Here is a 23,107-nt window from a genome sequence, read left to right as displayed (position 1 = left end):
TTCATGCTCCGTTCGCCCTTAGCGTACGATTTCGCACTGCTCTTGTTCCGACCCCGAAATCGTCGTCCTCGCTCGCCTCGTGCTTCGCCAGCCAGCTCGCGAGCTTTGTCGTGTCGGGCGCGAACAGCGCCGACGGATGAACGAACCGCTCCTCCTTGAAGTGCTCGACGAGAGCGGCGCGGGTGTCCTTCACCTTCTGGCGCGGCAGGACAGAGGTGTCCCTGCACGAGGCTTCGAGTGCGGCGCGGGACAGGCACGAGAGGAATTCATCCGTGCCCATGTTCGGAAGGAAGCCGTCGGCGCCGATGGCGTCGCCGGCAAGCCGCGCGACGATGCCGGAGTCGGTGCGGTTCTCCCGGCACGACAGCACATCGATGAGGACGCCGCGGGCCGCCTGCTGCAAGGTCTCGCGGTCGAACTCGAGCTTGCCCTTACTGCCGACCAGCCGCGCAGCATGACGATCCATCCGGGCGTAGCCATAGACGTCACCCCCCGCTCCGGACGCGATGGAGATGTTTCGGCCGGCGAAGGCCAGGACGAGCAGCGCCAGAAGCATGTCGTCCTCGATCGGGGCCCGGGCGAGCGCTTCATGCAGCGCATCGGTCCGGAAGTCGCCCACCATTTCAATGCCCCTGCGGGTCACGTCCGGGCGCGGCTTCGAAGCCACGATGCTATCGTCACCAGCGGCGCCACCGGCCGGCCCGGCCTTGCCCTTGGCCTTCTTCGGCTCGGGCATCCGGTAGTGGACCGTCTGCACCTTGCCTTCGCGATCGACGAACATCGCGGTGTGGTCGGACTTGCCCGGCTTCCCGTAGACCCGCTCGGCCTTGGGAGGCAGCTTCGCGCGTCCCCAGGTGTCGGCCTCGACGATGGCGCCGCGCTTCGGCAGGTGGTTCGACATCCACTCCTGCTGGGCCCCGAGGAAGGCCTCGACATCGGTGGTGTAGCGGCTGTCCTCGTCGGCGGAGGCGAAGAGGTCCTCGACCCAGGCGATGCCGTAGGCCTTGGCGAGCTCGTCGTCGAAGCTCGCGTCCTTCGCGTACATCCGGGTCTTTTCCAGGCCGTTCGTCACGCTGTACCAGGCGACCTGCGGATCGGCCTTGGACGGCTTGTGCTTCTTCCAGACCTCGCGCTGCTCCTCGAGCGAGGCCGCCGCAATGGTGCGCAGCTGCTTTTCGGTGGGCATGTCGCCCTTTGCCATGTGATCGAGCATCGCCGGCACGACGTTCGCCAGCAGGCGCAGCTTCTTGATCTGGCGAACCGGCAAGGCCAGCGCGACGCCGATCGCCTCCTCGGTCCAGCCGAGCGCGACGAGGCGCTCGATCGCGCGCCACTGGTCGACCGGATTGAGCTGCTCGCGCGCGATGTTCTCCACCATCGAGCGCATAGCGCCATTGTCGTTGGCCGCCTCGTCCACGAGGACCTCGATCTCTTCGAGGCCGGCCGCGATTGCCTGCTTCACACGACGGTGGCCGCGATCGATGATGTAGCCGTTACCGCCGTCGGTCTGCGGCACGACCACCGGGGGCTGCACGATGCCGACGGCCTTGATCGTCGCCAGCAGCAGGGCGTCTGCCTGCGGCGTGGACTTGGTCTGGCGCGAACGGTCGGGGTTCTCCTTCAACGCGCGCGGATCGACCTTCATGAGATGCATGGAACTGCTCCGTTTCGGGGGTGCGGACGCGGCCCTCTCGCCGGTCCTTTTCCGTCTTCTTTCCGAAGACACCCCCCGGCCCGCGGAGCGGACGGGCCGGCACAAATGCGGGCGAGCATCCCTGCCCGGCCGAACGAGCGGCGCTTTCAGCCCTGCGAAGGACGACGGGCCGGGATCGCGCAGCGCCGCGCTTGAGCGTCAGCGGTGCCAGTTCGTCCGTTCTGCGAGCAGGACTCGCCCCACTCTTCCCCTTCTTGAATTCCGCCCCTTCTGACGCTATATTGCGTCAATATTATTGGCATAGAGAGACATGAGGATCTGAGCCATGGGCCTTGCCCAATACGCAGATGACGGCATTTTTGCCCCGCGCCGGATCGCGGAGGCCCTCCGCACGACAAGCGAAGAGATCGCTCGCACGGCCGGGCTGGGTAAGGATGCGATCCAGCGCAGGGACCGGATCCGTTCGGACAAGACGCAGCGCCGCTTGCGCGAGATGATCGAAGTGATCAACAAGGTCGAGCCGCGCTTCGGCACCGCGCTGATGGCCTATGCGTGGTATCGCTCCGAGCCGTTGCCGGGATTTTCTGGCCAGACGGCGATGCAGCTCGTGCGCAGTGGCCGGGCCGATGATGTGCTCGACTATATCGATGCTGTCGACGCCGGCGTCCACGCCTGAACGTGCACATGCGCTATGACGGCAAGCTCTTCCGGGCACTGAACCCGATCTATGCGCGCGAGCCGCTATCGGGCCGCGGAGCCGAACTCTATGGCGGCCGGTTCAATCCGAAGGGAATGCCGGCCATCTACACCTCCTTGTCCGTCATGACGGCACTGCGTGAAGCCAACCAGGTGGGAAACCTTCAGCCGACGACACTGGTCTCCTACGAGGCGGAGATCGACAGCATTTTCGACTGCCGCGACTTGGCAGCACTCGCCGCGGAGGGAATGGACGCAGTGAGCATCGGGGACACGACCTGGCGCGATCAGATGAGGACGGAAGGGGAGGCGAGAACGCAGGCCTTTGCCCGACGCCTGGCTGGCGCCGGCTACAACGGCCTGCTCGTTCCAAGCTTCGCCGCTGGCGCAACGGCCGAGGATCTGAACCTCGTGCTCTTGCGATGGAGCGACGGTCCGCAAGCACGTCTCACCCTCATCGACGACGAAAAGCGTCTGTCGCGCTAAGACGGCTCCGGTACATTGCGGAAAGCGACAGCAAGACGTGCCGGCGTCCAGAAGGACGTCCGGCGCGCTCACTCGTTGCCGCCTACGCTGCGATGGCGCGGCCATCGACGTCGAGCGCCTCGCTCGCAAGCATTCGCTCGACCTCCCCGAGCTGCCGACGTTTCTCCGCCAAATCGCCGGCGAAAGCGAAGTCGCCACCCTCGCGCGATCGATAGGACGCGAGACGCCGCTGCGCTTCGTCGAGCCGTTGCCGATAACGAGCCAGTTCGTCGTCGAACCCGGCAAGGGCGTGCTCGAGGCGTGCGATGGCGCCGAGTGGCGTCACCGTGACCGGCAGCTCGATCTCACAGCTGGCACCCGTCCGTAGCAACGTTGTGGCATAGCGATAGCCGTCCCGGCCGAAGCGTTCTCCTCCGTATTCGAGGTCGAAGCCGCCGATCGACGCGATGACGCTCTCCCCCTCCCGCTGGAGCTGCACCAGCGTCAGGATCTCCTTCATCAGCGCGCGGCCTGCGAGCTTGCGCTCGACATACGCGTTGCCGTCCACGATCGCTTCGAACGCCTCCGCCGTTGTGGGTACGAGGCGGGCGATGTCCTTGCCGATCTCACCGATACGGCGCCCCGCATACTCGATATCGCGCTCGGCGTCGCGGATCTGTCGGCGGATCGCGAACTGATCGTCCTGGTGAGCCGCGCGGAGACGTTCGAGGCGGGCGATGTCCGCCTCAAGTCCCGCCTTCTGCATCAGGCGCTGGTCGCCGCTGGCAATTGCCTTCGCCATGGCAAACTGGTTGGCTTGGCCTTCGCCTAGGTCTTCGAGCCGGCGGATCGAGGTGTCGCCCGACAGCGCCGCCGCGATGAAGCGCGCCTTGCGTTCATTGTTCTGCCACATCGTGGCGTCGAGCGAGCCTTCGGTGGCGTAGGCATAAATGTCGACCTCGTCATGCTGGTTGCCTTGCCGCACGATGCGACCTTCGCGCTGCTCGATCTGCGAGGGTAGCCAGGGCACATCGAGATGATGCAGCGCCTTCAGCCGCAGTTGCGCGTTCCGGCATGAGAGCCGCGAACAGGCCCGTGCCGATGCCCGGCTCGAGGACGCGGCCGCCACGCCAGCCGAGACGTGCGAGCCCGGCCCAGATCGCCCGGACGATCGCCTCAGGCGTGAAGTGGGCATATTGCGTGCAGCGGGCGAGAGAGGCGTAGTCGCTCTCCGACACGACAACCTGCAGCTCGGCGCCGATCTCTTCCCAGCCCTTTGCGAAGCCCGTCTCGCCGGGTCGCCGGAACACACCATTGGCGAGATCGCCGGCGCCGAAGCCGATGAAGCGGATGAGCCGCCCCTGCTCCTCGGCGGTGGCCGGCCGGTCGTTGGCCTCGATCTCCGTGGCCAGGCGGATCGCCGCGATGTTGTCGCGGGCCCGCTTCGCCCAGCCTCGCGCGAGGCCGCGGTCTCCGAGGAGGCGGAAATTATCGCCGCGCGCGACGAGACGAGCGGCCGGCGCCCGCGCAGCGGGAGCGGCACTCGGAGGCGTCGGGTCGGGGTCATCGTCGGGGTCGACATTGAGGTTGCCGGCGAAGGCGGTGACGCCAAGCCCGAGGCTGGAGGAGAGGGCGGTGTTGCCGAAGAGGTCGAGGGTGAAGGGATCGTCGTGCGCCATGGCGGCGGTCTCCTGTGATGAGGGCGCGCGCCATCGACCCCGCAGGAGGGCTGGGTCGAACGCGCTGGATTGTCGGGAGAGGGCGGGCCTTGGCGGCCCACCAGGTCAGCGTCGGATCGGGGTGAGCACCAGGCTGGTGTCGGTCGTCGCGATTCTCAGGTGCGTGGCGCCCGGTGAGGCGGCGAGCAGCCTGGCAAGCGCGGCCGCATCGAGAAAATCGATGCCGTCATCCGCGCCGAAATGCTGGCGCTTGTAGTGCCAGCAGTCGGGGTTGGTCTTCGGATCGCATTCCTCGGCATAGACGACGAGTGGGCGTTGGCCCTCGGCGAGCTTGCCGTTCGAGAGGAGGTAAACGCCCTCATCGCCGACCAGCCACAGGCCGGGCTGCTCGTCCTTGCCGGGAGCAAGGCCGTAGTTCGGGTTGCGGAAGCCGCCATTGAGGAACGCGTCGATGCGTCCGCGTGTGATGACCCTGTGGACTGCCGTCACGGAGAAGGTGAACATGGCGGCACCTACGCGGCGATCGCTTCGGGCAGGTAGCGCAGATGAACCGGTAGCTTGGAGGCGATCTGCGTATCGGTGAGACGATCGAGCAGCTGGAAGCCGCGGCAACGATCGGCGCCATAGACGATGACGACGCGCTCGCCACGCAAGGCGTGGGGGAACCGCCCGTCGGCATAACCGCGATAGTCGTCGTTCGTCACACTCCAGATGTGCTCGAGGCGCTCCGCGCGGGTCATCGCCCTCACCGGCCTCGCCTCACGTTCCACAATCGCGGCGCGCAGCACCTCAGGCGAGCGCCGATCCGACAGGTCGCAATAGCCGTGGAAATGCCGTGACCGGCCGTCGATCATCAGCGCGAAAAAGACGCTGGTGATGCTGCCGGTCAGGAACTCGCGCATCGCGAAAATGTCCCCGCGCATCCACAGCGGCGGCAGAACGTCGAACATGTAGTTGTGCTCGGCTTCGCCGATCTCGAACCATTCGCCGCGATAGAGGGCGCTGTCATCGTTCTCCCATCGGCCCGGTCGCTGCGCGTGACGGTCGAACATGCGAAACATCTGGCGCCGGTCGGCGACGCCTTGGAACACCTTGCGAATGGGGGCGGAGAGGGTCATGGCGGGGCTCCTTCAGCCGGGCGGGAGCGCGGCTCATCCTCTTGGATCGCCATCATCTTCAGCCCTTCAGGATCCCCTTCCACGGCCGCATCGTAGTCCGGCCGGGTCAAGGGCCGGCGCAGCCGGGCGAAGCTTCACCCTTGACGCGGCCGGCGAGCATGCGGCAGCGCCGTTCCTCTCGCTCGTTCCCCTCCTTTCCTCCTCATTCTGCTCGCCGCGGATGCGGGCTTCACCCGCTCGCCGCGACCGGCTCGCTCGCCCAGCGCCGCATGAGCCCCGCGAGGTCCTCATTCCAGTCGACACCCCTCGGCTGCGCGCGGGCGTAAGCCGCGCCGGTCGCCTGCGCGAGCGCGCGGAGGCGTGCCGCAAAGGCCTCGCCCTGCCGGTTGTGATCGGTGGCGGCCACGAGAGTGGTATCACCCCGCTCTGCAAGGGCGCGGATGGCACTGTCGGTCGCGGAAGACCAGCCGCCACCGGTGCTCACATAGAGGGTGTCCGGCCGAAGGACCTCGATGGCGGCGAGGCTCAGCGCATCGATGGCCGCCTCGGTGACGCAGACCCGACGCGCGTCCACCGGACCGAAGCGAAACAGACGCTTCGCTCCGCCGGAAGCAAAGCCGCGCCATTCCGGCCCGCGCTCTTCCCAGCCGACGACCGCCCCAGCTTCGTCGGTATGGGCCGCCCACATGCTGCCATGTGGCCCCTCGCGCAGGCGATCGGCGCCGACGGCGCGCTCGATGACATGATCGGGAATGGCACGAGCTTGCGTGAGATACCGCCACGCGGACGAACCCGGTCGCGGCGGCAATCTCCAAGTCCAGCGGTTCGCGACCGTCGACGCCGGCAACTGCCGCGCTGAACGCCTCCATTCCAGTTGCGTGGGGACGAAGCCCACCAGCTCACCGACCGCCTTCAGCGCCTCGGCGAAGTCGTCAGCACCGAGATGGACCGCGAGCGAGAAGACGTCGCCCTTCGCGTCGGACAGAGGATCGAACCAGCCGCGTCCGCCATGAATGACGATGACGATCTCACTGGCGCCGCGCCGGTACTTCACCGCCTTGCGCGTGCTCTCCTTGAGGTCGACGGCGAAGCCAGCCTTTTCCAATACCGCGGCGCACGGGATCCTTTCTCGCAGCGCTTCGATGTCCCTCTTCTCCATCGTGTCTACGCCGAACCCGCCACACAGGCATTGTCCAGCCCTTTCTTCGGTTGCCTTCCTTTTCCCGCACGTGCGGGACCAACCCCACCGGCCGCGAAGCCGGCCGGCCGCAAGGGCGCGCTCGCGAACGATCGATCATGCGGACTATCCAGCGCGGCGCAGCCTCCCTTGCGGCCGGCATGGCGCCAGCGGCAGCGAAAATTCGAGGGTCTTGCCGACCGGGCAGATTGGTCTGGGCGGCTTTCGTGGGGCGGAGCCGGCCGCGGTTGAAGGGTCGCGGCGAAGGCCGGTTCAATGAACCGGCCGCCCGCCCGCATAGGGATCATACTCGAAGAGGATGATGACATCGTTGCCGTCGAGCTCGTCGGACGGGAGGACGCCGAACTCGACGCCGGAGCGGAAAAGCGTGACGGGAACCATCAGGGTGCGGGCAAGCTGGAAAGCGGCGTCCTGGGCGAGGGAAAGATCGTTCGACATCGTGAGGCTCCATCGGGAGCGGGCCAATTCCCGCTCGATGGCTCCCCAGTTGGACCGGGACCGGTCGCGATCACCGCGAAGGCACTACGCCGCAGCGGCGGCACGCTCCGCGTAGCCGACCCCGCAGCGGGTTGATCGTGGAAGATCCGGGAACGGGCCAGGAGACATCGCAAGAGAGCGTGATTGGGCTGTTTCCGGTTGGACCTGCCTCCCCGAACGAACACCGCGCCTGACGTATCGGCTTCGACGCCTGATGGTGCTTGTCGCGCCGGCTCTCAGGAAGAATCTTGCGAGCGCTCGTCCCCGCACCGCAGATCCTCGTCGACGATCGCCTGGACTCTTGCGAGATCCATTTCGGCGCGGTGCGAGATCCGCGCCACCTCAGCGGCGACCTTGGCCCAATGCGCGAATTCCCCGACCCTTCCCGCGACCCTGGCGCGGGCCGCCAGGCGCTGTGCCTCATAATAGGCATTGCGCTCATCACCCCGCACAAGACGGCAGGCATCCGCCTGCCAGCGACGGCGAATGGCCCGGCGCCGGTCCAGCCAGGATTTCAATGAGCCGAACACAGCGTTCTCCTCTCCGAGGGTGGCTCGATTAGGGTTTCTAAACGTGGGCATGCCGGCGGAGTTCATACCGCGCTCCGCTTCCCCCGGACCACGAGGGGACCATGTGTCCGGTTGTGGCGTGTCGTTGCGACGCTCGGGCCGCGCTTTCGTCGTCGGCGAAGGCCGGTTCCGCGTCAGGGATGGCCGCCCGAACGGGGGAAGACCCACGCGGGGCTTCAGCGCAGCCGCCGGCCCGGCCCCGATGGGGAGACGCCCAAGATCCTTCAGAACGATCATGCATTTAGCGATCCGAACTGGAATGCACGCGCCTTGTGAAGTATGAGTCGCCGTGAGGCAGTACGCGCTGCCTTGGGGCGTCGAAACCCCTGCTAGCGGTTGGTGCCGGCCGTTACGGCATCAAACTCCTTGACCTTATGGTCGGGGAGCCTGCGGCGTATGCAACAGGTTCACCCGAACTAAAGGCCACAGGGCCGTCTAGCACGGTTTCGAACTCCCCGATCACCAAGAGTCAGAGAGATCGTTTGCGGGGGCGTACCGCAGACACCTGCTTCGGGGACGCGCAACGGTGGATCCGCACGACCTTCTCCGCAAGACGCTGGAGCAACGCACGATTGCGGCCCATCGTGCCTATATCGATGCGCTGGTCGCCTGGGAAAACGCGATTCGCTCGAGCTCATCTCCCGATGTTTCATCGCCCGACGCTCATCAGCGCAGATGCCTGACGGCCAGGGCGGAAAAGGAGCGCTGCCGGGTCGCCTTTCGGGACCTGTGTGACGAGCTCGGCTATATCCCGTTCGGCCATGGGGTCGGCCTTCCAACCGAAGCGCCGGCCGAAAGCGAGGCTCACACGCGGCATTGACGCAGGCCCCAGGCCGGGACCGCATGCCGTTGCTGGATCGCCATCCCGCCAGCCGGGGTCTGTGGGCGCTCATTGTCTTTGGTGTCGCAAATCCGTTGGGCCTACCATGGTAACGTTCCTTGGCTTGGCTTTGAGAGCGGCCGATGGACCGATCGGCGGCGGCCGGATGATGCGTCGTCAAGAGCTCTGACCGAAGAGCCCAACCACGACCCACGATGGTTGTGCAATGGTGCTTAGTGACCATACCGGGATTTTTTCGAGCATGAACAACTCGGCTTGCACAACAAGCTGAGGAACTCGCCATGCTCTTGGTCATTCCCGGCTCGGACGTCGAGCGCCACGCTGTGCTGATGGACCGAGCCTATCGCCTACGCCATGCAATCTTTGTCGAGGAAAAGGGATGGGAGGATCTGCGCCATCCTGACTATCGCGAGCGCGACCGCTTCGATGATGAGCACGCCATTCATCAGATATGCCTGCGTGGCGACGAGATCGTCGGCTATCAGCGCCTGCTGCCGACGACGCGGCCTCATCTGCTCAGCGACGTGCTTGGGGATTTGTGCCGGCGCAAGGCGCCGCGCGGGCCGCGCGTCTTTGAATGGACGCGATTTTGCGTGGCGCCGGGATATCGGGAGATGCGCCCCCGAGGGACGGGCCCCTTCCTCGAGCTTGCACAAGGCGTCGTGGAATGGGGGATGGCCAACCGCGTCGACACGGTGACGGTGGCGATCGACTGGCGGTTGATGGTGATCGCGATGCAGTTGCGCTTCTTCGTCCGCCCGCTCGGCTTTCCCAAGCGCATCGGTCGCGACGAAGTCGTGGCGCTGCGAATGTCATTCAATTCCGAGACCCTCGCGGCGATCCATCAGGCCCGCGGTACGGCCGAGCCGGTCCTCGCCAGGCCGCCCTGGCCAATCGCGGCCTGATCACAACAAGACCAACGGAGGAAACCGCGTGATTCGGACTGCCGATACCAAGATCGTCGCCGATGAACTGCACGCCCGCTACGATCCCGCACGCGCGGTGACCCTGATCGGGCGCACCTTGCAGAAGGCCTTGTTTGCCGGGCGCTCAGATGAAGTCGTCTTCTGGGCGCTGGTCCACGCGCACTATCGTGGCGGCGATCTGTGTGCATCGACCGAGGAGCAACTGAGCGCCTTCTCTCCCTTCATCATCCGCGACCCGGGCGAGCTGAACTGAAGGTCGTCTCTCGCAGGTCCACGGATGCAATAAGGCCCTCGGTCACCCGCGGCTGGCCGTCCGAGCGTTGCATCCGCGGATGATGGCGGACGTGAGAGGCAAGAGGGGAAATCCGCAGGGCGGCCATTTCGGATGGATATGGTCGGCTCAACCTCCAAGCCGCAATGCTCGCTCTGACCGCGGCGCCCGCAAGCGCCGCGGCATCGTCGAAGAGGATGCCAGCCGAGTAACTTCCTCGGGCAATAGGTCCGAGGAAGCCCGGTTGGCAGAACGCTGCGCGTCCTGATCGCGGCGGCCATCCTGCAGTGCTTCAAACTTGGCTTGGAGCCACAATGACGTTCGCCTGCTCGGCCGTCGGCGCATTGGCCGCGAGACCGGTGGAGGTCGAGAAATCGCCGGGGCCCATTGCGCAGGCTTGTGTTCCGCACGCAGATGCCAGCAGCGCCGGGTCACTCTTGAGGCTTTGGTTCGCCGCGGCAACACCCTTGGCCCATCCGGCCTGCTCCCCGGGCCGGGGCGATCCGTTGTAGCGGGAAGCCAGGCAGCTATAGTCGTAGCCGCATGCATTGTACGCGGCCTTCAGCACTTGCATGCCGCCGAGAATATTCTCCTGGTTGATGTCGCGATTATACCCGTATTGAGCGCCGGTCTTCTTGGTGAGTTGCATCGGACCTTTGACCCCGGTGTCGGAACCAGCGCACGAATTGAAACCGACCGATTCGTGGTAGCTCACCGCAAGCGCGAGGTCCGTCGGCACGCCGGCGTTCTGGGCGGCGGCGTACACCATCGCGACGTTGTTCGGCTGGTTCTTCATGGCGGTGGGCAGCGAGCCGCCCGACTTGCTGGTGAAGCCGTCGGGGCAGAGCGAGACCAGCGAGTCGCGATTTTGCAGCATGCGATCGCCGTCGGCGCAGTCAGAGGCAAGCGCGACCGATGCCGCGAAGCACAGGAGGAGTGGGGCCGACAGCCGCCGTGTCATGGTGCCTCGCAGAAATTATAGCGCGTGTTGTTGTAGTCGAACGCCCGGTTCGAGCGCGCGACGATGGTCGCATCGGCAGTTGTGCGGTCGGGATCCTTGTCGATGTCCTCGAGCTTCGGCTGGTCGGCGCCCTGCGCTTCGACGCAGGTCGAGCGGTAGCCGTTGCGCCAAGCCAGCGGATCCGTGCGGCAAAGCTGATAGTGGCCGGAGAAATTCTTGCCATCGAAATAGAGCTCGCCGGCGCCACCGATGCCCTGGCAGCCTATGTCGGCGGGAAGGTAGACGCCCGGCCGCAGGGAACTGATCTCGACGGCCAAAGACGGGGTGGCGAGGAAGATGAGAACGAGGGAAGACGCCGCGATGCCCATGGCTAGCCTCCTGGCGATGCCGTGAAAGCCGGCCATCCGGCCGAGGCCGGTCAAGGCCACGCGGAGCGTGCCCGAAGGGTTGCCTTGACCGCGACGCAGGCCCGTGTGGCAGGCTCCGCTCCCGATCGGCAGACGGTCTGGGCAACGCCGCGCTCCAGAAGCGGTCATCGTCATCACACTCTCCGTGGCAGTCGCTGCGATCACGGCAGGTGCTCCGCGAGCGGGATGGAATTCGAGCAGCCGTCTACAGCCTGGTGCGCGACGAGCATCCCGATCTTCACTGTCTTGGTTGCAACGTCGTAGGAGGCGTAGGGCGCCGATGCGGACGGATCGAGCGTCGCACCGGGTGCGGGTTCGAGGAAGCAGCCCCGACCGGCATCAAGCGTTCGCACCCTGACGCCCTCGTAAATCGCCACTCGCATCGGGCAAAGTTTCACCCGCGCGGCGGCGTCACGGTTCCCTTGCTTCATGACGCAGCCGCTCGCAGTGTTGAGAAGGCTCACCACGACCGATCGTGCGCGGCTCCAGATCACGAAATGCGCCTCGGTGGCGGGTGCATTGCCGCCAAGAAAGCGGCGATCGCCGCTTTCGCGATAGAGCTGGTTGTTCTTATCGATCTCGTCCTTCCAGATTTCGGCGTAGGTCGCGGTGTCAGGCGTCGGGCCTTGCAGGTTGGCGTAGGACATCGGCCGCCACGCCGCCGGATCGGGAGTGAGGGATTGCGCGTGAATGCCCACGGCCGTCACCATTTGCGGCAGGAGACTTAAAAGGGTCGCGCGGCGCAATGGCGCCAAGAGCCTTCGCCGACTTGTATAATATCCAATATAATGTCTCAATCTATCCTGCTTCGCCATCACAGAACTCGCTACTCGTAACGAGGTCGGCCGGGCAGCCACGACCAGAAGTCCTTGGGCGAGCCCTCGCGCCCGCGCCAGGCGACCAGGGTCCGCGGGAGATAGACCGGATCCATCGTCCAAAGCTTGCGGTCGTAGTAGAAATTCGCGGTCTCGCGCCGAAGCCGCACGCCGCGCTCGTCCAGGAAATCCGTGGCGCAGTGGACGACGGGATCGCGATAGCGCGTCACCCTGGCGGTCTGCGGGTCCAGCGCACCGGGCCTGCAACCGAACAACCAGATCGATGACGGATAGCTACGCCCGGCGGGTGCTGCAGCGATCAGGCGGAGATAGGCAGCATTGGCTTGCGGCTGCGTCGGATAGTCGAAACGCTCCGTCAGCACCGGGGCAAAGGTCGTGCGGTCCGGCGCGTATTCGAGACGGCCTGGAACAACCCGCATCGGCGCGTACAAGGCGTCGGGCCCGAGCGGGGGAGAGGCAATAGTGACCGGCCTCGGCTCGGCGCAGCCGGCGACGAGGATCAGAAACGGCAGGAGCTGGGCAAGCCTGGCGGTCATTGCCGAGCCTCTTTGGCAACCGCCCGTCGACCCTCGCTGTGTTGCGCGCGCCAATCCCACGGCATCTGGAACACGCTCGACCACAGGCCGCGATAGGCCTTTCGGGCCTGCTGCTCGGCGAGCGAATAGGACGCGATGACGGGCTCCTCGGGGCTGGATGGCGCCAGCACCGCCACGCCGTCATGAAGCATCCCGGCGGCGAGATCCGGATAGCTCGCCGACGCGCAGCGGGCGACGCGCTCGCCGCCGTTCTCACGAACGGTGACACAGGCGAGCCACTTGTTGAGGGTCGCATTGACCAGCCACGCGGTCGCCATCGTCCCGCAGGGCCAGGGCTGCCGGCTGAGCCGCGCGACCTGACCGGGGGCGCAGGTGTCGATGCCGGAAAGGCGGTAAACGTCGCCAGTCTCGATATCCCGGAAGTGGGTGCCGTCGATCACCTCGACCCGGATCGGGGAAACCTGCGCGGCCATTCTTGGCTGGTACAGGTTCGGGGCTGGGCTCGCACTTTGCGCAAGGCAGGGCGCACCCGAAAACAGGAGGCAGGCTCCGAGCATGAGCTGGCCCGCCCTACGCCGCGGGATCGTCGCGCGAGCCGAGATCGAGTTTGTGGAAGGCGCTGGCGATGACGTCGGTGGTGTAGACCGTCTCGCCGTCCTTTCCCTTGTAGGATCCATCGGCGACCCGGCATTCGGCATAGACGGCGTCGCCTTTCGCGACATTGGCGATCGCCCATTCGGCGACCCGCTCGTTGAGGATGGTGACGGTCACCCAATCGGTCTCCTCGTGGCGCTCGCCCTTGGCGTCGGTCCAGATGCGGTCGGTCGCGACATTGATCTTCGCCGCCTTGTTGAAGGCCTTCGGCGCCTGACCGACATGGCCGCGGACAATGAACAGGTTGGTGGTTCGCAAGGGGCTCTCCTCTCGGTTCGGGAATCACGGTGCTGGCGCGCGTGGCGACGCGAGGCTTCCCTGCCGCAGCGCGCGCAGGATGATCGCGTTCGGATCGGGCAGGTCTGGGAACGCCCAGAGGCCGGCGCGGGTGGATCGGGCGAGCGCCTGAGCCTCGAAATAGGGAGCGTGGACCGGCGCGCCGTCGGGCTTGAGCGCGGCGAAGGCGAAGCCCGTCGCGATCAGCGCCGTGCCGAGGTCGATGCGCGATCCCTTGCCGGCTCCCTCGATGCGGGTCGCAACACAGAAGACAAACATCGTCCGCGTTGGACGAGCTTCCGCCGCGTCGTAGCACTGGGGTCGGAGATCGCGGATCAGCGCGATCAGCATGGCCAGCGAGACTTCGCCGCAATCGCGCCTGACCCCGTGCGTGTTGGTGAAGCTGGTGCCGCGCAGGCACGATTGCACGCCATAGAGACGGAACGTCGTGCCGCCGTCGGACCAGCTGTCGCCGGTCTGGTAGACGGCAGTGTCGGGCACGGGGAACCACCGGGAGGAGGCCGACTGGGCCAGCGCTGCGCTGTCAGCCAGGCTCAACGCTGCGAGTGCGGCGGCAAGCGAAACCCTACGCATGCTAATAGCCCTGCAGCGAGAAATAGAAGCGTTGCGTGCCGTTTCCGGTCGTGATGTCGACGAAATAGGGCTCGCTGCGCAGCGGCCGCGCCGTCGTGGGATAGCTCGTGCGGCAGCCATCGTCGCCGGAGCAGATCTGCCGCGGTTTCGACAGGTCGGCGCAAAGATCGCCGTTCGGGCTGGCGGAGAACCCGTCGGTTCCGTCAGCATTCATTTGTCCGGCGATGCGGCCAGCCGGGCAAGCTTCGAAGCGCTCATATCTGAGCCCGCTGGTGTTACCCTCCGGACAGGTCGGCCAGCCGCCGCCGCGTGCGAGCTGGCGAAACAGCTGCTGCATGACCGGAACGCAATAGGCGATGCCCGACCAGGACGGGTTGGTGGCTGCGGCGCACAGCAGCACCTTGCAGCCGAACGAAGCGTCCTGAGCCACCGCGTGCGGGGCGGGCACGAGCGCCGCACCGGCCAAAACCGCCATCACCAGACCAGCACGCCGCTTCATCTTCCCTCCGGGAGCCAAATGGATCGCAGATCCAGGGACGAGACTGTTGCCAACGTATCAACATTCAATATATTGTCTATTAGAAAATGGAGACGACCGGGATGTCGATTCGCGTGACTGCGGTTGTGTTGAGCGTGATGGCGACGGTCTCGGGTGCGCATGGCGAGGATCAGCGCAGCGCTTCGCCCAGGATCGCGTCGGTCGACGCCAGAGGCCGGGTTACGCCGGTCCAGGACGAGCAGCCGGACAGCCAGCGGATCGATGCGTTCGCATCCGGTGCTCCGTGCAAGATCGGCCAGCCGATGGCGACCGACGAAGCGCGGGCACTCGTCCTGATGATCGCCACCGACGAGGGTTTCTTCCCGGATTTCGTTCTGGCCGTGGCGAAGAACGAGAGCGGCTTCAACTCGATCACCGTCTCTGAAAAGGGCGCGGTCGGCCTGATGCAGCTGATGCCGGCAACTGCCCAGCGCTTCAAGGTCGATCTGTGCGATCCGGCAGGAAACGTGCTGGGCGGAATCCGCTTCCTGCGCGCGCTGCACGAGAAGTACCGCAACCCGTTCTTCGTCCTGGCGGCTTACAACGCCGGCGAGGACGTCGTCGAGAAGAGCAGGGGCGTGCCCGCCTACCCGGAGACGGTGCGCTTCGTCGCACAGGTCATCAACGATGCTTACGCGCTGCCGACGCCTGGAGCGTCACCGCGGCGCGGGTCGCGCAGCCTTGGCCCCGATACCCCGGACCTGATCGAGCCCGCAGCCCCGAGCGCGGCGGCGAGCACACCCGGCGCGCGGTCGCGCGCCGCATGGGACGACGGCTTCGTGATGCACATCGATTGAAAGGAAGAGCTGGATGAAAGCCTTGAAGTCTCGCGCTGCGCTCGCCACCGGACTGGTCCTTCTCAGCGTGGCCAATGCTGCCGCCCAGAGCGGGGGAACGCTGCAGCCGGTTCAGTCGACGCTGCAGCAGCTCGTCTCGACGCTCACCGGGCCGATCGCAACGGCGCTCGCCACGCTCGCCGTGATCGCCTGCGGCCTGTTCGCGTGGTCCGGCCGGCTCACCTGGGGGATCGCAGGCAGCGTGATCTTCGGCATCGTGCTGGTGTTCGGCAGCGCGCAGATCGTCCAGTTCTTCCAGTCGGCAGTCGGCCAATGACGGAGGATGAGCTTGAGCAGCCGCTGATCACCCCGCTCGTCAGGGCCCTGACGCGCGCACCCACGCTGATGGGGGTGCCGTACATGTATTTCATGTTCAACGGCGTTGTCTCGAGCATCTGCTTTCTCGTCTCGCACAACCTACTGCTACTGCTGGTCGCGATCCCGCTGCATCTGTTCGGCTACGTCATGACGCTCCGGGACGATCGCATCTTCGAGATCCTGTTCGTCAAGTCGGCGCGCTGCCCGCCGCGATCGCGGTCCTTCTGGGCCGCCGACAGCTATCGCGTGTGAGGCACGGTCATGGTCGCAAAGGCGCTCCTCGATGAACTGACCTTCGGCGCCGTGTCACGCCGCGAGCGGCCGGTCGGCTCGCACGTGCCCTATACGCGCCACGTCGACGATCACATCCTCAAGACGCGCGACGGCCTCGTGCTCACCATCTTCAAGCTCGACGGCTATTCGTTCGAAACCTCGGATATCAGCGAGGTCAATGCCCGCCTCCTCGGCCGCAACGACGTGGTGCGCACGCTTGCCAATTCGCGCTTCGCGCTCGCCGCCCACATCATCCGGCGCGAGGTGAAGCCGCGCATCGAATCGTCCTTCGACAATCCGTTCTGCGGCGAGCTCGACGCGCGCTACAACGAAGCGCTCTCCAAGCGGCGGATGTTCGTCAACGACCTCTATCTGACGATCGTACGGCGCCCTCTCCAGGGACAGGCCGGCACCTTCGACGTGGTGCTGACCAAGCTGCTCGGGCGCAAGGATGCGGCCGGCGAATCCGTCGCCCGGCAGACCGCTCTCAATGAGCTGCGCGACGTGGCGACCGCGGTGCGCGAGAGCCTAGCTGGGTACGGCGCCCGACAACTCGGCGTCGTCAGCCGCGACGGCGTCTGGTTCTCCGAGCCGCTCGAATTCCTGGTGCAGCTGCTAAATGGCGGTCAGTCCCGGCCCATGCACCTGCCGCGCATGGACCTTGCCGATGCTCTCTCGCTGAAGCGCCTCTTCTTCGGCCGCAACGCGATCGAGATCCGGGGCGCGGGCCCGGCGGACACGCGCTTCGGCGCGATGGTCTCGATCCGCGAATACCCCGCCCAGACCGGTCCGGGCTCCTTGGATAATCTGCTGCGCGTCCCGCACGAGTTCATCGCGACGCAAACCTTTGCGATCGTCGATCGGCCCGAGGCCGCCAAGCAGATCGACCGAGTTGCGCGTCAGGTCGACATGTCGGACGAGGCGGGCTCGATCGTCGCCGAGCATCTCGATGAGGCGCGCGACGAGCTGCTGGCTTCGGAAGCCATCCATGGCGAGCACCACATGACGGTGATGTGCCTCGGCCGCGATCTCGCCGAGGTCGGCGTAGCCGTGACCGCCGTCGGCGCTGCGCTGACCGACCGCTCGGTCATCTGGGTGCGCGAGGATCTGAACTGCGAGCCGGCGTTCTGGGCGCAGCTTCCCGGCAACTTCGCCTATATCGCGCGCAAGAGCGTCATCTCGTCGAAGAATTTCGCGGGTTTTACATCGTTGCACAATTACCCGAGCGGCCGTCCTGCCGGGAATCACTGGGGTCCGGCGATCTCGGTCTTCGAGACGACCTCGCAAACGGCCTATTATTACAATCACCACGTCCGCGACATCGGCAACTTCACGGTCGTCGGCCCGACCGGGTCGGGCAAGACGGTGTTCCTTTCCTTCATCGCGGCGCAGACGCAGCGCATCCGGCCCCGTCCGAAGCTGGTCTTCGTCGACAAGGACCGCGGCGCCGAGATCTTCATTCGCGCGCTCGGCGGCCAGTACGAGACGCTCGTGCCGGGCGAGCCGACCGGCTTCAATCCGTTGTCGCTGCCGGACACCGCGGCGAACCGGGAATTCCTCTACCAGCTGTTCGCCTTCATGCTTCGGCCGGCCAGCGGCGCCGAGCTGTCGGCATCGGAAGAGCAGGTCATCCGCAACGCGATCCACGCCTCCCTCGGAGCAGGTCCCGCCGGGCGGACGTTGAAGGCGTTCTCGACCTTGCTGCGCGGGCGTATCCGCGCCGGGGAGGGGGATCTTCTCGCCCGGCTCGAAAGCTGGATGCGGGCCGACCAGCGCGGCTGGCTGTTCAACAATGAGGAAGACCAGTTCTCACTATCCAGCGTGTTCGGCTTCGACATGACGCGGGTCCTCGACGATCCGGTCATTCGCACGGCGGCGCTCATGTACATCTTCCATCGAACCGAGGAACTGCTGACCGGCGACCCGGTGATGATCTTCCTCGACGAGGGGTGGCGTCTCCTCGACGACGACGTGTTCGCCTTCTTCATCCGCGACAAGCTCAAGACCATCCGCAAGCAGAACGGCATCATCGGTTTTGGCACTCAGTCGGCCGCCGACATCGTACGCTCGAAGGCGTCGAACACGCTGATCGAGCAGACCAGCACCAACATCTTCTTCCCAAATCCCAAGGCGGATGACGAGAGCTACCGGCAGGCCTTCCGCCTGTCCGGCCGCGAGGTTGCCTGGATTCGTTCCACCCCGGCCGAGAGCCGCTCCTTTCTGATCAAGCATGGCCGCGACAGTGTCGTCGCCCGTCTGAACCTCAGCGGCATGGCCGACCTGATCAAGGTGCTCTCCGGGCGCACCGAGACGGTCGCCGAGCTCGACGCGCTGCGCGCCCGCGTCGGCGAGGACCCGTCCGTCTGGCTGCCGATCTTTCTGGGGAGGGCCGAGGCATGAAGCTGCTGGGCATCGCGATCGGACTCATTCTGGCCGCAAGCGCCACACCTGTGTTCGCCAACGTGCCCGTCAATGACGCTGCCCAGCTCACCCAACGTTCGGAAACCGCGAGCACGACGGCGACGCTCGTTCCGATCACCACCCAACGGCAGGACGCCAATAAGGGCGTGCGATGCGCGGTGACGACGGGCAAGAAGGCCAACGTCACCAACCCGACCGTGCAACCGTCGGCCGGCGCGGGCGCGCAGGCGATTCAGGCTTATGGGCCGAGCCTCCCGGCGACGCCGGATGCGAATGCGCAGGGTGCGGCGCTCAATCTCCAGACGCTGTTCCAATCGGCCGGCGGCGTCGTGGGCGGCGTCGATGCGAGCCGCTCGACCACGGTCGCCGCCCAGTCGGCGTTCCGCACCGCGAGCCAGGAAGTGGGGACGGCCGACACGGTGATGGGCGCGCTCGACATGAACAGCGCGGCGCGGCTTCAGAACAATCTCGGATGGAACGGCGTGATCGGCTCCACCAATCTGTGGCTGACCGCGCTCAACGCCCTCAACATCGCCGCGACCAGCGACACCAGCCGCACCGCTGGCGGCATGCGGGCCGCCGTGACGACGCAGCAAGCTGCCACCGGCCAGGTCTGTCCGGCCGGCATGATCGGTGCGGGGACGGCAGCGGACCCGTGCCGGGTGACGACCACCTGCCAGACCACCCCGCCGGGATCTGCGCCAGATCCGGCCTGCGTCAGCGCGCGCTACGTCGACACCGACAGCAACGTTCTTTCCTACCTCGATCAGATCCAGGACGCGGCGAGAGCCGCGTCCGCCAACAGCCAATAGGAGGGGTGGATGCGAAGGCTCGCGCTGCTCGCACTTCTTGCCGTCGGTCTTTCGGCGCCAGCGTTGGCGCAAGTACCGACGATCGACAATGCGAACCTGGAGAAAGCGCGCGAGATCGCCTCGAGCACGCAGCAGATCCTCGACGCCGACCGCCAGATCCTGCAGTTCACCCAGAAGACCCTGCAGGCGGTCACGGGCGACCGCTCGTCCCAGGCGCAGGGTTCGCTGGCTCAGATGGCGCTCGGCGGCGGTTTCTCGATGTCGCAGGCCCCCTCGCTTGGCTCGGTGATATCGGGCGGCGCGCTCTCCTTCGCCGGCATGGGCGCGGGCTCACAGAATATCGTCTCGACCCTGATCAATGGCCTGCAACTCGTCCAGACCATCACCGGACTGACGAGCGGCCAGAGCCATCCGGTCGATGCGGCCTACAAGAACTCGGTCAATGTCGCGGCGACGCTCTCCGGGCTGATCAACTCGACCCAGAGCGCGGTGCAGACGCGCTCGCAGGCCTTCACCCAGGGCGGGCAGATGATCGGGCAGGCGCCGGACCTGAAGGGCAGCGTCGACCAGAACACGCAGGTCCAGATCCAGACCGGACAGACCATCAACGAGCTCAACGGTGTCGTGAACAATGCGGCCGCGGCGGCCAACCAGGCCAATCTCGACCGTATTGCCGCAGAGTCGGCGGCGGCGCGCGCCATGAGGTTCACGCAATGAGACGTCCCGCCGCCAAGATCATCGCAGCCGTCATAGCCGCGCTCGCCGTCGCCTTCATTGCGGCCGCAGTCGGCATCTGGGCCGGCCGGGCGCCTGGCCCTACCGGCGGCGCGGCCACGACGCACGACGAGGCGGCCAAGGCCGCGTCCCGCGCGATGACCTTCACACAGCCGGAGGCGCCCTCGAAGTGACGCCGATCCTGCGCCTCTGCGCCATCGCACTTGCCGTGTCCTGCCTCGCCGGCTGCGCTTACAAGCCTCTGAAAGCGCCCTGCTCGGCCGATGAGGGCGGCACCGCGCTTTCCTTTGCCGAGCAGCCCCAACCACGAGCAGCCGAGGCCTTCACCGCCCTCGACAGCTGCGGCCCCATGCTGCCGATCTGAGAGGGGCGATGGGCAACACCTTCAACATCACCTCGCTTCTTCAGTCGGTCGACCAGCTTGGGCAGAACTATGTCTCCAGCGCCTATCAGGCGATCGCCAATGCGGCGACGTCGGGCGGCGCGACGGGCGTCGCCGGCCTGCTGCTGACCCTCTACGTGATCTTCTGGGGGGTGGGCATCTGGCAGGGCACAGCGACCGGCGGGCCGGCGGACCATGCATTCCGCCTCTTTCGCGCCTTCGTCATCTACACGCTGGCGACCAGCTGGGGCGACTTCCAGACACTCGTCTACAACGCCCTGAACAACGGCCCCTCCGCGATCGGGAACGCGCTCCTGAGCGTCGTCACCACCGCGAACAACACCGGCACCTCGGCCAACCTCACCTCGGTGAACGGCGTGCAGAATGCGCTGCAGAACATGTGGGACACGACCAACTCGGCGACTGAGGCCTTTCTGCAGAATGCCGGCATCACCAATTGGGGACCGTACATCTTCGCGGCGGTGTTCTATGTCGTGATGGCGGTACTGATCGGGTTCGCGATCTTCCTGATCGTGCTCTCCAAGATGTTCATGTGGCTACTGCTGGCACTCGCGCCGGTCTTCATCATCCTGCTGCTCTTCGGCGTGACGTCGCGCTTCTTCAGCGGCTGGCTTGGGTCGATCGCGCAGTATTTTGTGGTGCAGGTGCTCGTCTACGCCTTCCTCGCCTTCTACGTCTCTCTGATCCAGCAATCGATCGATACGCTCAACGGCGTCGCAAACTCCAAGTCTGCGACCTGGGCGACGATCGGGCCGGTCGTGCTACTCGCGATCATCGGCATCCTTCTGCTCAGCCAGATCAACAATGTCGCGGCTGCGATCGCCGGCGGCGTCCCGGTTCACGCGCCGCGGATCGGCGCCGTGCTGGCCACGGCCACCGGCTACAGGCTCGGCGTTGCCGCCAATCGCGGGCGCCTTGCCTTCCGAAATCCCTTCAACCCAGCGTCCACGTCGCGGCGTGAAGAGCTCGCGGCGCGTCAGCGCGCCCGGGTCGGCATGCGCGCCACCTCCTGGGCTCAATCCGCCGAGTTCCGCCGGCTCGCCGACCAGATCCGCAACCAAGGCTCGTCACCGAGCCAAAGCGGGGGAGGGCGGCCATGAGCGAAGCTGCAGCATCCGAGCCGGTGCGCGTCGATCCCCGGTACTATGCGGACGGTGCGACGTGGGAGCAGGATATCGCACGGCGCAACCGCAATTCGCGCGCGCTGGCCTGGATCGTCGCCGCGGTCATGACGGTCGTGGCGGTGGTGGCGCTCGGCGTCATCGCGCTCCTCGTCCCGCTCAAGACCTACGAGCCCTACATGGTGGTCGTCGACAAGGCGACGGGCTTCGTCGAGGTCAAGCGCCCGATGGCCGAGGGCGCGCTGACGCAGGACGAGGCCGTCACCACCTTCAATGTCGTGCGCTACGTCAAGGCGCGCGAGACCTACGACCCGCGGGCGCTCAAGGACAATTTCGATCTCACGCAGTTGCTCTCGACCGGAGATGCGGCCCGGGAGCTCACCGAGATCTATTCGCCGGCCAATCCGAACAATCCGGTGAAGGTCTTCGGCTCCAACGCCGAGGTCGCGGTGAACATCAAGTCGGTGACCTTCCCTAACAACCGCACCGCGCTCGTCCGCTTCTCGACCGAGGAGAAGACGGCGACGAATGTCGTAACCCGCAACTGGGTGTCTCTCGTGCGCTTTCGCTACACCGCCGCGCCGATGCGCAATCAGTGGCGCTTCGACAATCCCCTCGGCTTCCAGGTCCTCGAATATCGCCGCGACCAGGAGACAGCGCCCTCGCCGGGAAGCGTCGGGACGACGCCATGATCCGGCGCGGCATTCTGCTCGGCCTCTGCCTCGCCCTTCCGGTGTCCTCCGCTTTCGCAGAGGCGACGCCACGCCCCGGGCGCGTGGATTCGCGGGTGCGCGACGTCGTCTACAACAAGGACAATGTCACGGCGATCGACGCGAGCTACGGCACCTCGACGATGATCCAGCTGCAGGACGACGAGAAGATCGAGACGCTCGCGCTCGGCGATTCCGTTGCCTGGAAGGTCGAGCCCAACCGCAAGGGCGACATCATCTTCGTGAAGCCGATCGAGAAGGACGCCCAGTCCAACCTGAACGTCGTGACCAACAAGCGCATCTATGTGTTCCTGCTGAGGTCCAACACGCGGCCCGCCCAGAGCCAGATCTATGCCGTGCGCTTTCGCTTTCCCGACGACGAGGCCAACCCGAAACTCCTCGCCGAGGCCAAGGAGCGTGCCGCCAACCCGAACCTCAAAGATCTCAATATCGCCAACGCCAATAGCGATTACGGCTACAAGGGATCGTCGGCGAACAAGCCGATCGCGGTGTTCGACGACGGCACGAAGACCTGGTTCCGCTTCGAGGGCGAGACGCCCGCGATCTTCATCGTCGACGCGGACCGCAACGAAAGCCTCGTCAATTTCCGGACCGAAGGCCCTTATGTGGTCATCGACAAGGTGTCCGCACAGTGGACGCTGCGCAACGGACAGGAATCGACCTGTGTCTTCAACCGCCGGCTGACCAATGTGCAGGAGCCGAACGGCCTCGAGCCCTACGCTCCCCAGCGCATCGGGCTCACCGCGAACGCGGGAGGGTAG

At 65.9% G+C, this 23,107-nt stretch carries 31 protein-coding genes and 1 pseudogene; 16 read left to right on the top strand and 16 right to left on the bottom strand.

What is annotated here, in order from left to right; translation table 11 throughout:
* Position 1: 1 nt before the first annotated feature.
* The gene (locus KHC23_RS22540; RefSeq protein ID WP_213375958.1) at positions 2-1,654 is read right to left on the bottom strand and encodes a ParB/RepB/Spo0J family partition protein; all 1,653 of its coding nucleotides are present in this window, start codon (positions 1,652-1,654) and stop codon (positions 2-4) included.
* A 325-nt stretch (positions 1,655-1,979) separates the two neighbouring features.
* Between KHC23_RS22540 and KHC23_RS22535 the strand changes: the two genes are divergently transcribed.
* Entirely contained in the window at positions 1,980-2,330 is a 351-nt protein-coding gene (locus KHC23_RS22535; RefSeq protein ID WP_213375957.1) for an antitoxin Xre/MbcA/ParS toxin-binding domain-containing protein, read from the top strand.
* Between the two features lie 8 nt (positions 2,331-2,338).
* Positions 2,339-2,836, top strand: a complete 498-nt coding sequence (locus tag KHC23_RS22530; RefSeq protein ID WP_213375956.1) for an RES family NAD+ phosphorylase — start codon at positions 2,339-2,341, stop codon at positions 2,834-2,836.
* Between the two features lie 82 nt (positions 2,837-2,918).
* Here the strand turns inward: KHC23_RS22530 and KHC23_RS22525 are convergent.
* From KHC23_RS22525 to KHC23_RS22495, 7 genes and pseudogenes are all read right to left on the bottom strand, one after another.
* A pseudogene (locus KHC23_RS22525) lies at positions 2,919-3,884 on the bottom strand (lactate dehydrogenase); the annotation flags it as partial.
* Positions 3,778-4,494 carry a hypothetical protein gene (locus KHC23_RS22520; RefSeq protein WP_213375955.1) on the bottom strand — a complete coding sequence of 239 codons (717 nt, stop codon included), beginning with the start codon at positions 4,492-4,494 and terminating at the stop codon, positions 3,778-3,780. The gene KHC23_RS22520 and the pseudogene KHC23_RS22525, both read right to left, overlap by 107 nt.
* A gap of 105 nt (positions 4,495-4,599) precedes the next feature.
* Complete coding sequence (locus KHC23_RS22515) at positions 4,600-4,998, bottom strand: DUF3085 domain-containing protein (protein ID WP_213375954.1); 399 nt, start codon at positions 4,996-4,998, stop codon at positions 4,600-4,602.
* 8 nt (positions 4,999-5,006) lie between these two features.
* Positions 5,007-5,612 carry a DUF1419 domain-containing protein gene (locus tag KHC23_RS22510; protein ID WP_213375953.1) on the bottom strand — a complete coding sequence of 202 codons (606 nt, stop codon included), beginning with the start codon at positions 5,610-5,612 and terminating at the stop codon, positions 5,007-5,009.
* Positions 5,613-5,841: 229 nt separating this feature from the next.
* Entirely contained in the window at positions 5,842-6,771 is a 930-nt protein-coding gene (locus KHC23_RS22505) for a DUF3991 and TOPRIM domain-containing protein (protein WP_213375952.1), read from the bottom strand.
* 291 nt (positions 6,772-7,062) lie between these two features.
* Positions 7,063-7,248: a hypothetical protein gene (locus KHC23_RS22500; protein WP_213375951.1), complete on the bottom strand. Its 186-nt coding sequence runs from the start codon at positions 7,246-7,248 to the stop codon at positions 7,063-7,065.
* A 275-nt stretch (positions 7,249-7,523) separates the two neighbouring features.
* Positions 7,524-7,883: a hypothetical protein gene (locus tag KHC23_RS22495; protein ID WP_246544879.1), complete on the bottom strand. Its 360-nt coding sequence runs from the start codon at positions 7,881-7,883 to the stop codon at positions 7,524-7,526.
* Between the two features lie 499 nt (positions 7,884-8,382).
* On the opposite strand from KHC23_RS22495, the gene KHC23_RS22490 reads away from it, so the two are divergent.
* The 3 genes from KHC23_RS22490 (at position 8,383) to KHC23_RS22480 (ending at position 9,876) form a co-directional block, all read left to right on the top strand.
* On the top strand, positions 8,383-8,676 hold the full coding sequence (locus KHC23_RS22490) for a hypothetical protein (RefSeq protein WP_213375950.1): 294 nt from the start codon (positions 8,383-8,385) through the stop codon (positions 8,674-8,676).
* A 302-nt stretch (positions 8,677-8,978) separates the two neighbouring features.
* Positions 8,979-9,602 (top strand): acyl-homoserine-lactone synthase, encoded by a 624-nt coding sequence (locus KHC23_RS22485; protein ID WP_213375949.1) that lies wholly within the window; start codon positions 8,979-8,981, stop codon positions 9,600-9,602.
* 28 nt (positions 9,603-9,630) lie between these two features.
* A complete protein-coding gene (locus tag KHC23_RS22480) occupies positions 9,631-9,876 on the top strand; it encodes a hypothetical protein (protein ID WP_213375948.1) in 246 nt (81 codons plus the stop codon).
* Positions 9,877-10,186: 310 nt separating this feature from the next.
* Here KHC23_RS22480 and KHC23_RS22475 read toward each other — a convergent pair whose 3' ends face one another.
* The 8 genes from KHC23_RS22475 to KHC23_RS22440 all read right to left on the bottom strand — a co-directional run bounded on the left by KHC23_RS22475 (position 10,187) and on the right by KHC23_RS22440 (position 14,657).
* Entirely contained in the window at positions 10,187-10,855 is a 669-nt protein-coding gene (locus KHC23_RS22475; RefSeq protein ID WP_213375947.1) for a transglycosylase SLT domain-containing protein, read from the bottom strand.
* The gene (locus KHC23_RS22470; protein ID WP_213375946.1) at positions 10,852-11,397 is read right to left on the bottom strand and encodes a hypothetical protein; all 546 of its coding nucleotides are present in this window, start codon (positions 11,395-11,397) and stop codon (positions 10,852-10,854) included. The genes KHC23_RS22475 and KHC23_RS22470 overlap by 4 nt, the downstream gene beginning before the upstream one ends.
* A gap of 26 nt (positions 11,398-11,423) precedes the next feature.
* Positions 11,424-11,909, bottom strand: coding sequence for a hypothetical protein (locus tag KHC23_RS22465; RefSeq protein ID WP_213375945.1), 486 nt, complete (start codon positions 11,907-11,909; stop codon positions 11,424-11,426).
* A 179-nt stretch (positions 11,910-12,088) separates the two neighbouring features.
* Positions 12,089-12,634 (bottom strand): hypothetical protein, encoded by a 546-nt coding sequence (locus KHC23_RS22460; RefSeq protein ID WP_213375944.1) that lies wholly within the window; start codon positions 12,632-12,634, stop codon positions 12,089-12,091.
* Positions 12,631-13,107: a thermonuclease family protein gene (locus tag KHC23_RS22455; RefSeq protein WP_246544878.1), complete on the bottom strand. Its 477-nt coding sequence runs from the start codon at positions 13,105-13,107 to the stop codon at positions 12,631-12,633. Before KHC23_RS22455 ends, KHC23_RS22460 begins: the two co-directional genes overlap by 4 nt.
* 97 nt (positions 13,108-13,204) lie before the next feature.
* Entirely contained in the window at positions 13,205-13,546 is a 342-nt protein-coding gene (locus KHC23_RS22450; protein WP_213375942.1) for a single-stranded DNA-binding protein, read from the bottom strand.
* A gap of 24 nt (positions 13,547-13,570) precedes the next feature.
* Positions 13,571-14,158 (bottom strand): thermonuclease family protein, encoded by a 588-nt coding sequence (locus KHC23_RS22445; RefSeq protein ID WP_213375941.1) that lies wholly within the window; start codon positions 14,156-14,158, stop codon positions 13,571-13,573.
* Between the two features lies 1 nt (position 14,159).
* Positions 14,160-14,657, bottom strand: a complete 498-nt coding sequence (locus KHC23_RS22440; protein WP_213375940.1) for a hypothetical protein — start codon at positions 14,655-14,657, stop codon at positions 14,160-14,162.
* 101 nt (positions 14,658-14,758) lie between these two features.
* Here KHC23_RS22440 and KHC23_RS22435 point away from each other — a divergent pair, with 101 nt between their 5' ends.
* From KHC23_RS22435 to virB9, 11 genes are read left to right on the top strand one after another with little or no spacing between them, the layout of a single operon-like run.
* Entirely contained in the window at positions 14,759-15,493 is a 735-nt protein-coding gene (locus tag KHC23_RS22435; protein ID WP_213375939.1) for a lytic transglycosylase domain-containing protein, read from the top strand.
* A gap of 13 nt (positions 15,494-15,506) precedes the next feature.
* A complete protein-coding gene (locus KHC23_RS22430) occupies positions 15,507-15,809 on the top strand; it encodes a TrbC/VirB2 family type IV secretion system protein (RefSeq protein ID WP_213375938.1) in 303 nt (100 codons plus the stop codon).
* Positions 15,806-16,102 carry a VirB3 family type IV secretion system protein gene (locus tag KHC23_RS22425; protein WP_213375937.1) on the top strand — a complete coding sequence of 99 codons (297 nt, stop codon included), beginning with the start codon at positions 15,806-15,808 and terminating at the stop codon, positions 16,100-16,102. The genes KHC23_RS22430 and KHC23_RS22425 overlap by 4 nt, the downstream gene beginning before the upstream one ends.
* Before the next feature lie 9 nt (positions 16,103-16,111).
* On the top strand, positions 16,112-18,523 hold the full coding sequence (locus KHC23_RS22420; RefSeq protein WP_213375936.1) for a VirB4 family type IV secretion/conjugal transfer ATPase: 2,412 nt from the start codon (positions 16,112-16,114) through the stop codon (positions 18,521-18,523).
* Entirely contained in the window at positions 18,520-19,356 is an 837-nt protein-coding gene (locus KHC23_RS22415) for a hypothetical protein (RefSeq protein WP_246544877.1), read from the top strand. Before KHC23_RS22420 ends, KHC23_RS22415 begins: the two co-directional genes overlap by 4 nt.
* 9 nt (positions 19,357-19,365) lie before the next feature.
* The gene (locus tag KHC23_RS22410; RefSeq protein WP_213375935.1) at positions 19,366-20,073 is read left to right on the top strand and encodes a conjugal transfer protein; all 708 of its coding nucleotides are present in this window, start codon (positions 19,366-19,368) and stop codon (positions 20,071-20,073) included.
* Complete coding sequence (locus KHC23_RS22405) at positions 20,070-20,264, top strand: hypothetical protein (RefSeq protein WP_213375934.1); 195 nt, start codon at positions 20,070-20,072, stop codon at positions 20,262-20,264. The genes KHC23_RS22410 and KHC23_RS22405 overlap by 4 nt, the downstream gene beginning before the upstream one ends.
* Entirely contained in the window at positions 20,261-20,455 is a 195-nt protein-coding gene (locus tag KHC23_RS22400; protein WP_213375933.1) for a hypothetical protein, read from the top strand. Before KHC23_RS22405 ends, KHC23_RS22400 begins: the two co-directional genes overlap by 4 nt.
* Before the next feature lie 8 nt (positions 20,456-20,463).
* Complete coding sequence (locus KHC23_RS22395; RefSeq protein WP_213375932.1) at positions 20,464-21,594, top strand: TrbL/VirB6 family protein; 1,131 nt, start codon at positions 20,464-20,466, stop codon at positions 21,592-21,594.
* Positions 21,591-22,307 (top strand): VirB8 family type IV secretion system protein, encoded by a 717-nt coding sequence (locus KHC23_RS22390; RefSeq protein WP_213375931.1) that lies wholly within the window; start codon positions 21,591-21,593, stop codon positions 22,305-22,307. Before KHC23_RS22395 ends, KHC23_RS22390 begins: the two co-directional genes overlap by 4 nt.
* Entirely contained in the window at positions 22,304-23,107 is an 804-nt protein-coding gene (gene virB9 / locus KHC23_RS22385) for a P-type conjugative transfer protein VirB9 (protein WP_213375930.1), read from the top strand. The genes KHC23_RS22390 and virB9 overlap by 4 nt, the downstream gene beginning before the upstream one ends.

The organism is Ancylobacter dichloromethanicus, assembly GCF_018390645.1.
GTDB classification, from domain to species: Bacteria; Pseudomonadota; Alphaproteobacteria; order Rhizobiales; family Xanthobacteraceae; genus Ancylobacter; species Ancylobacter dichloromethanicus.
The sequence above is the reverse complement of the archived record's forward strand: the minus strand, read 5'-3'. Positions and strand labels throughout refer to the sequence as shown.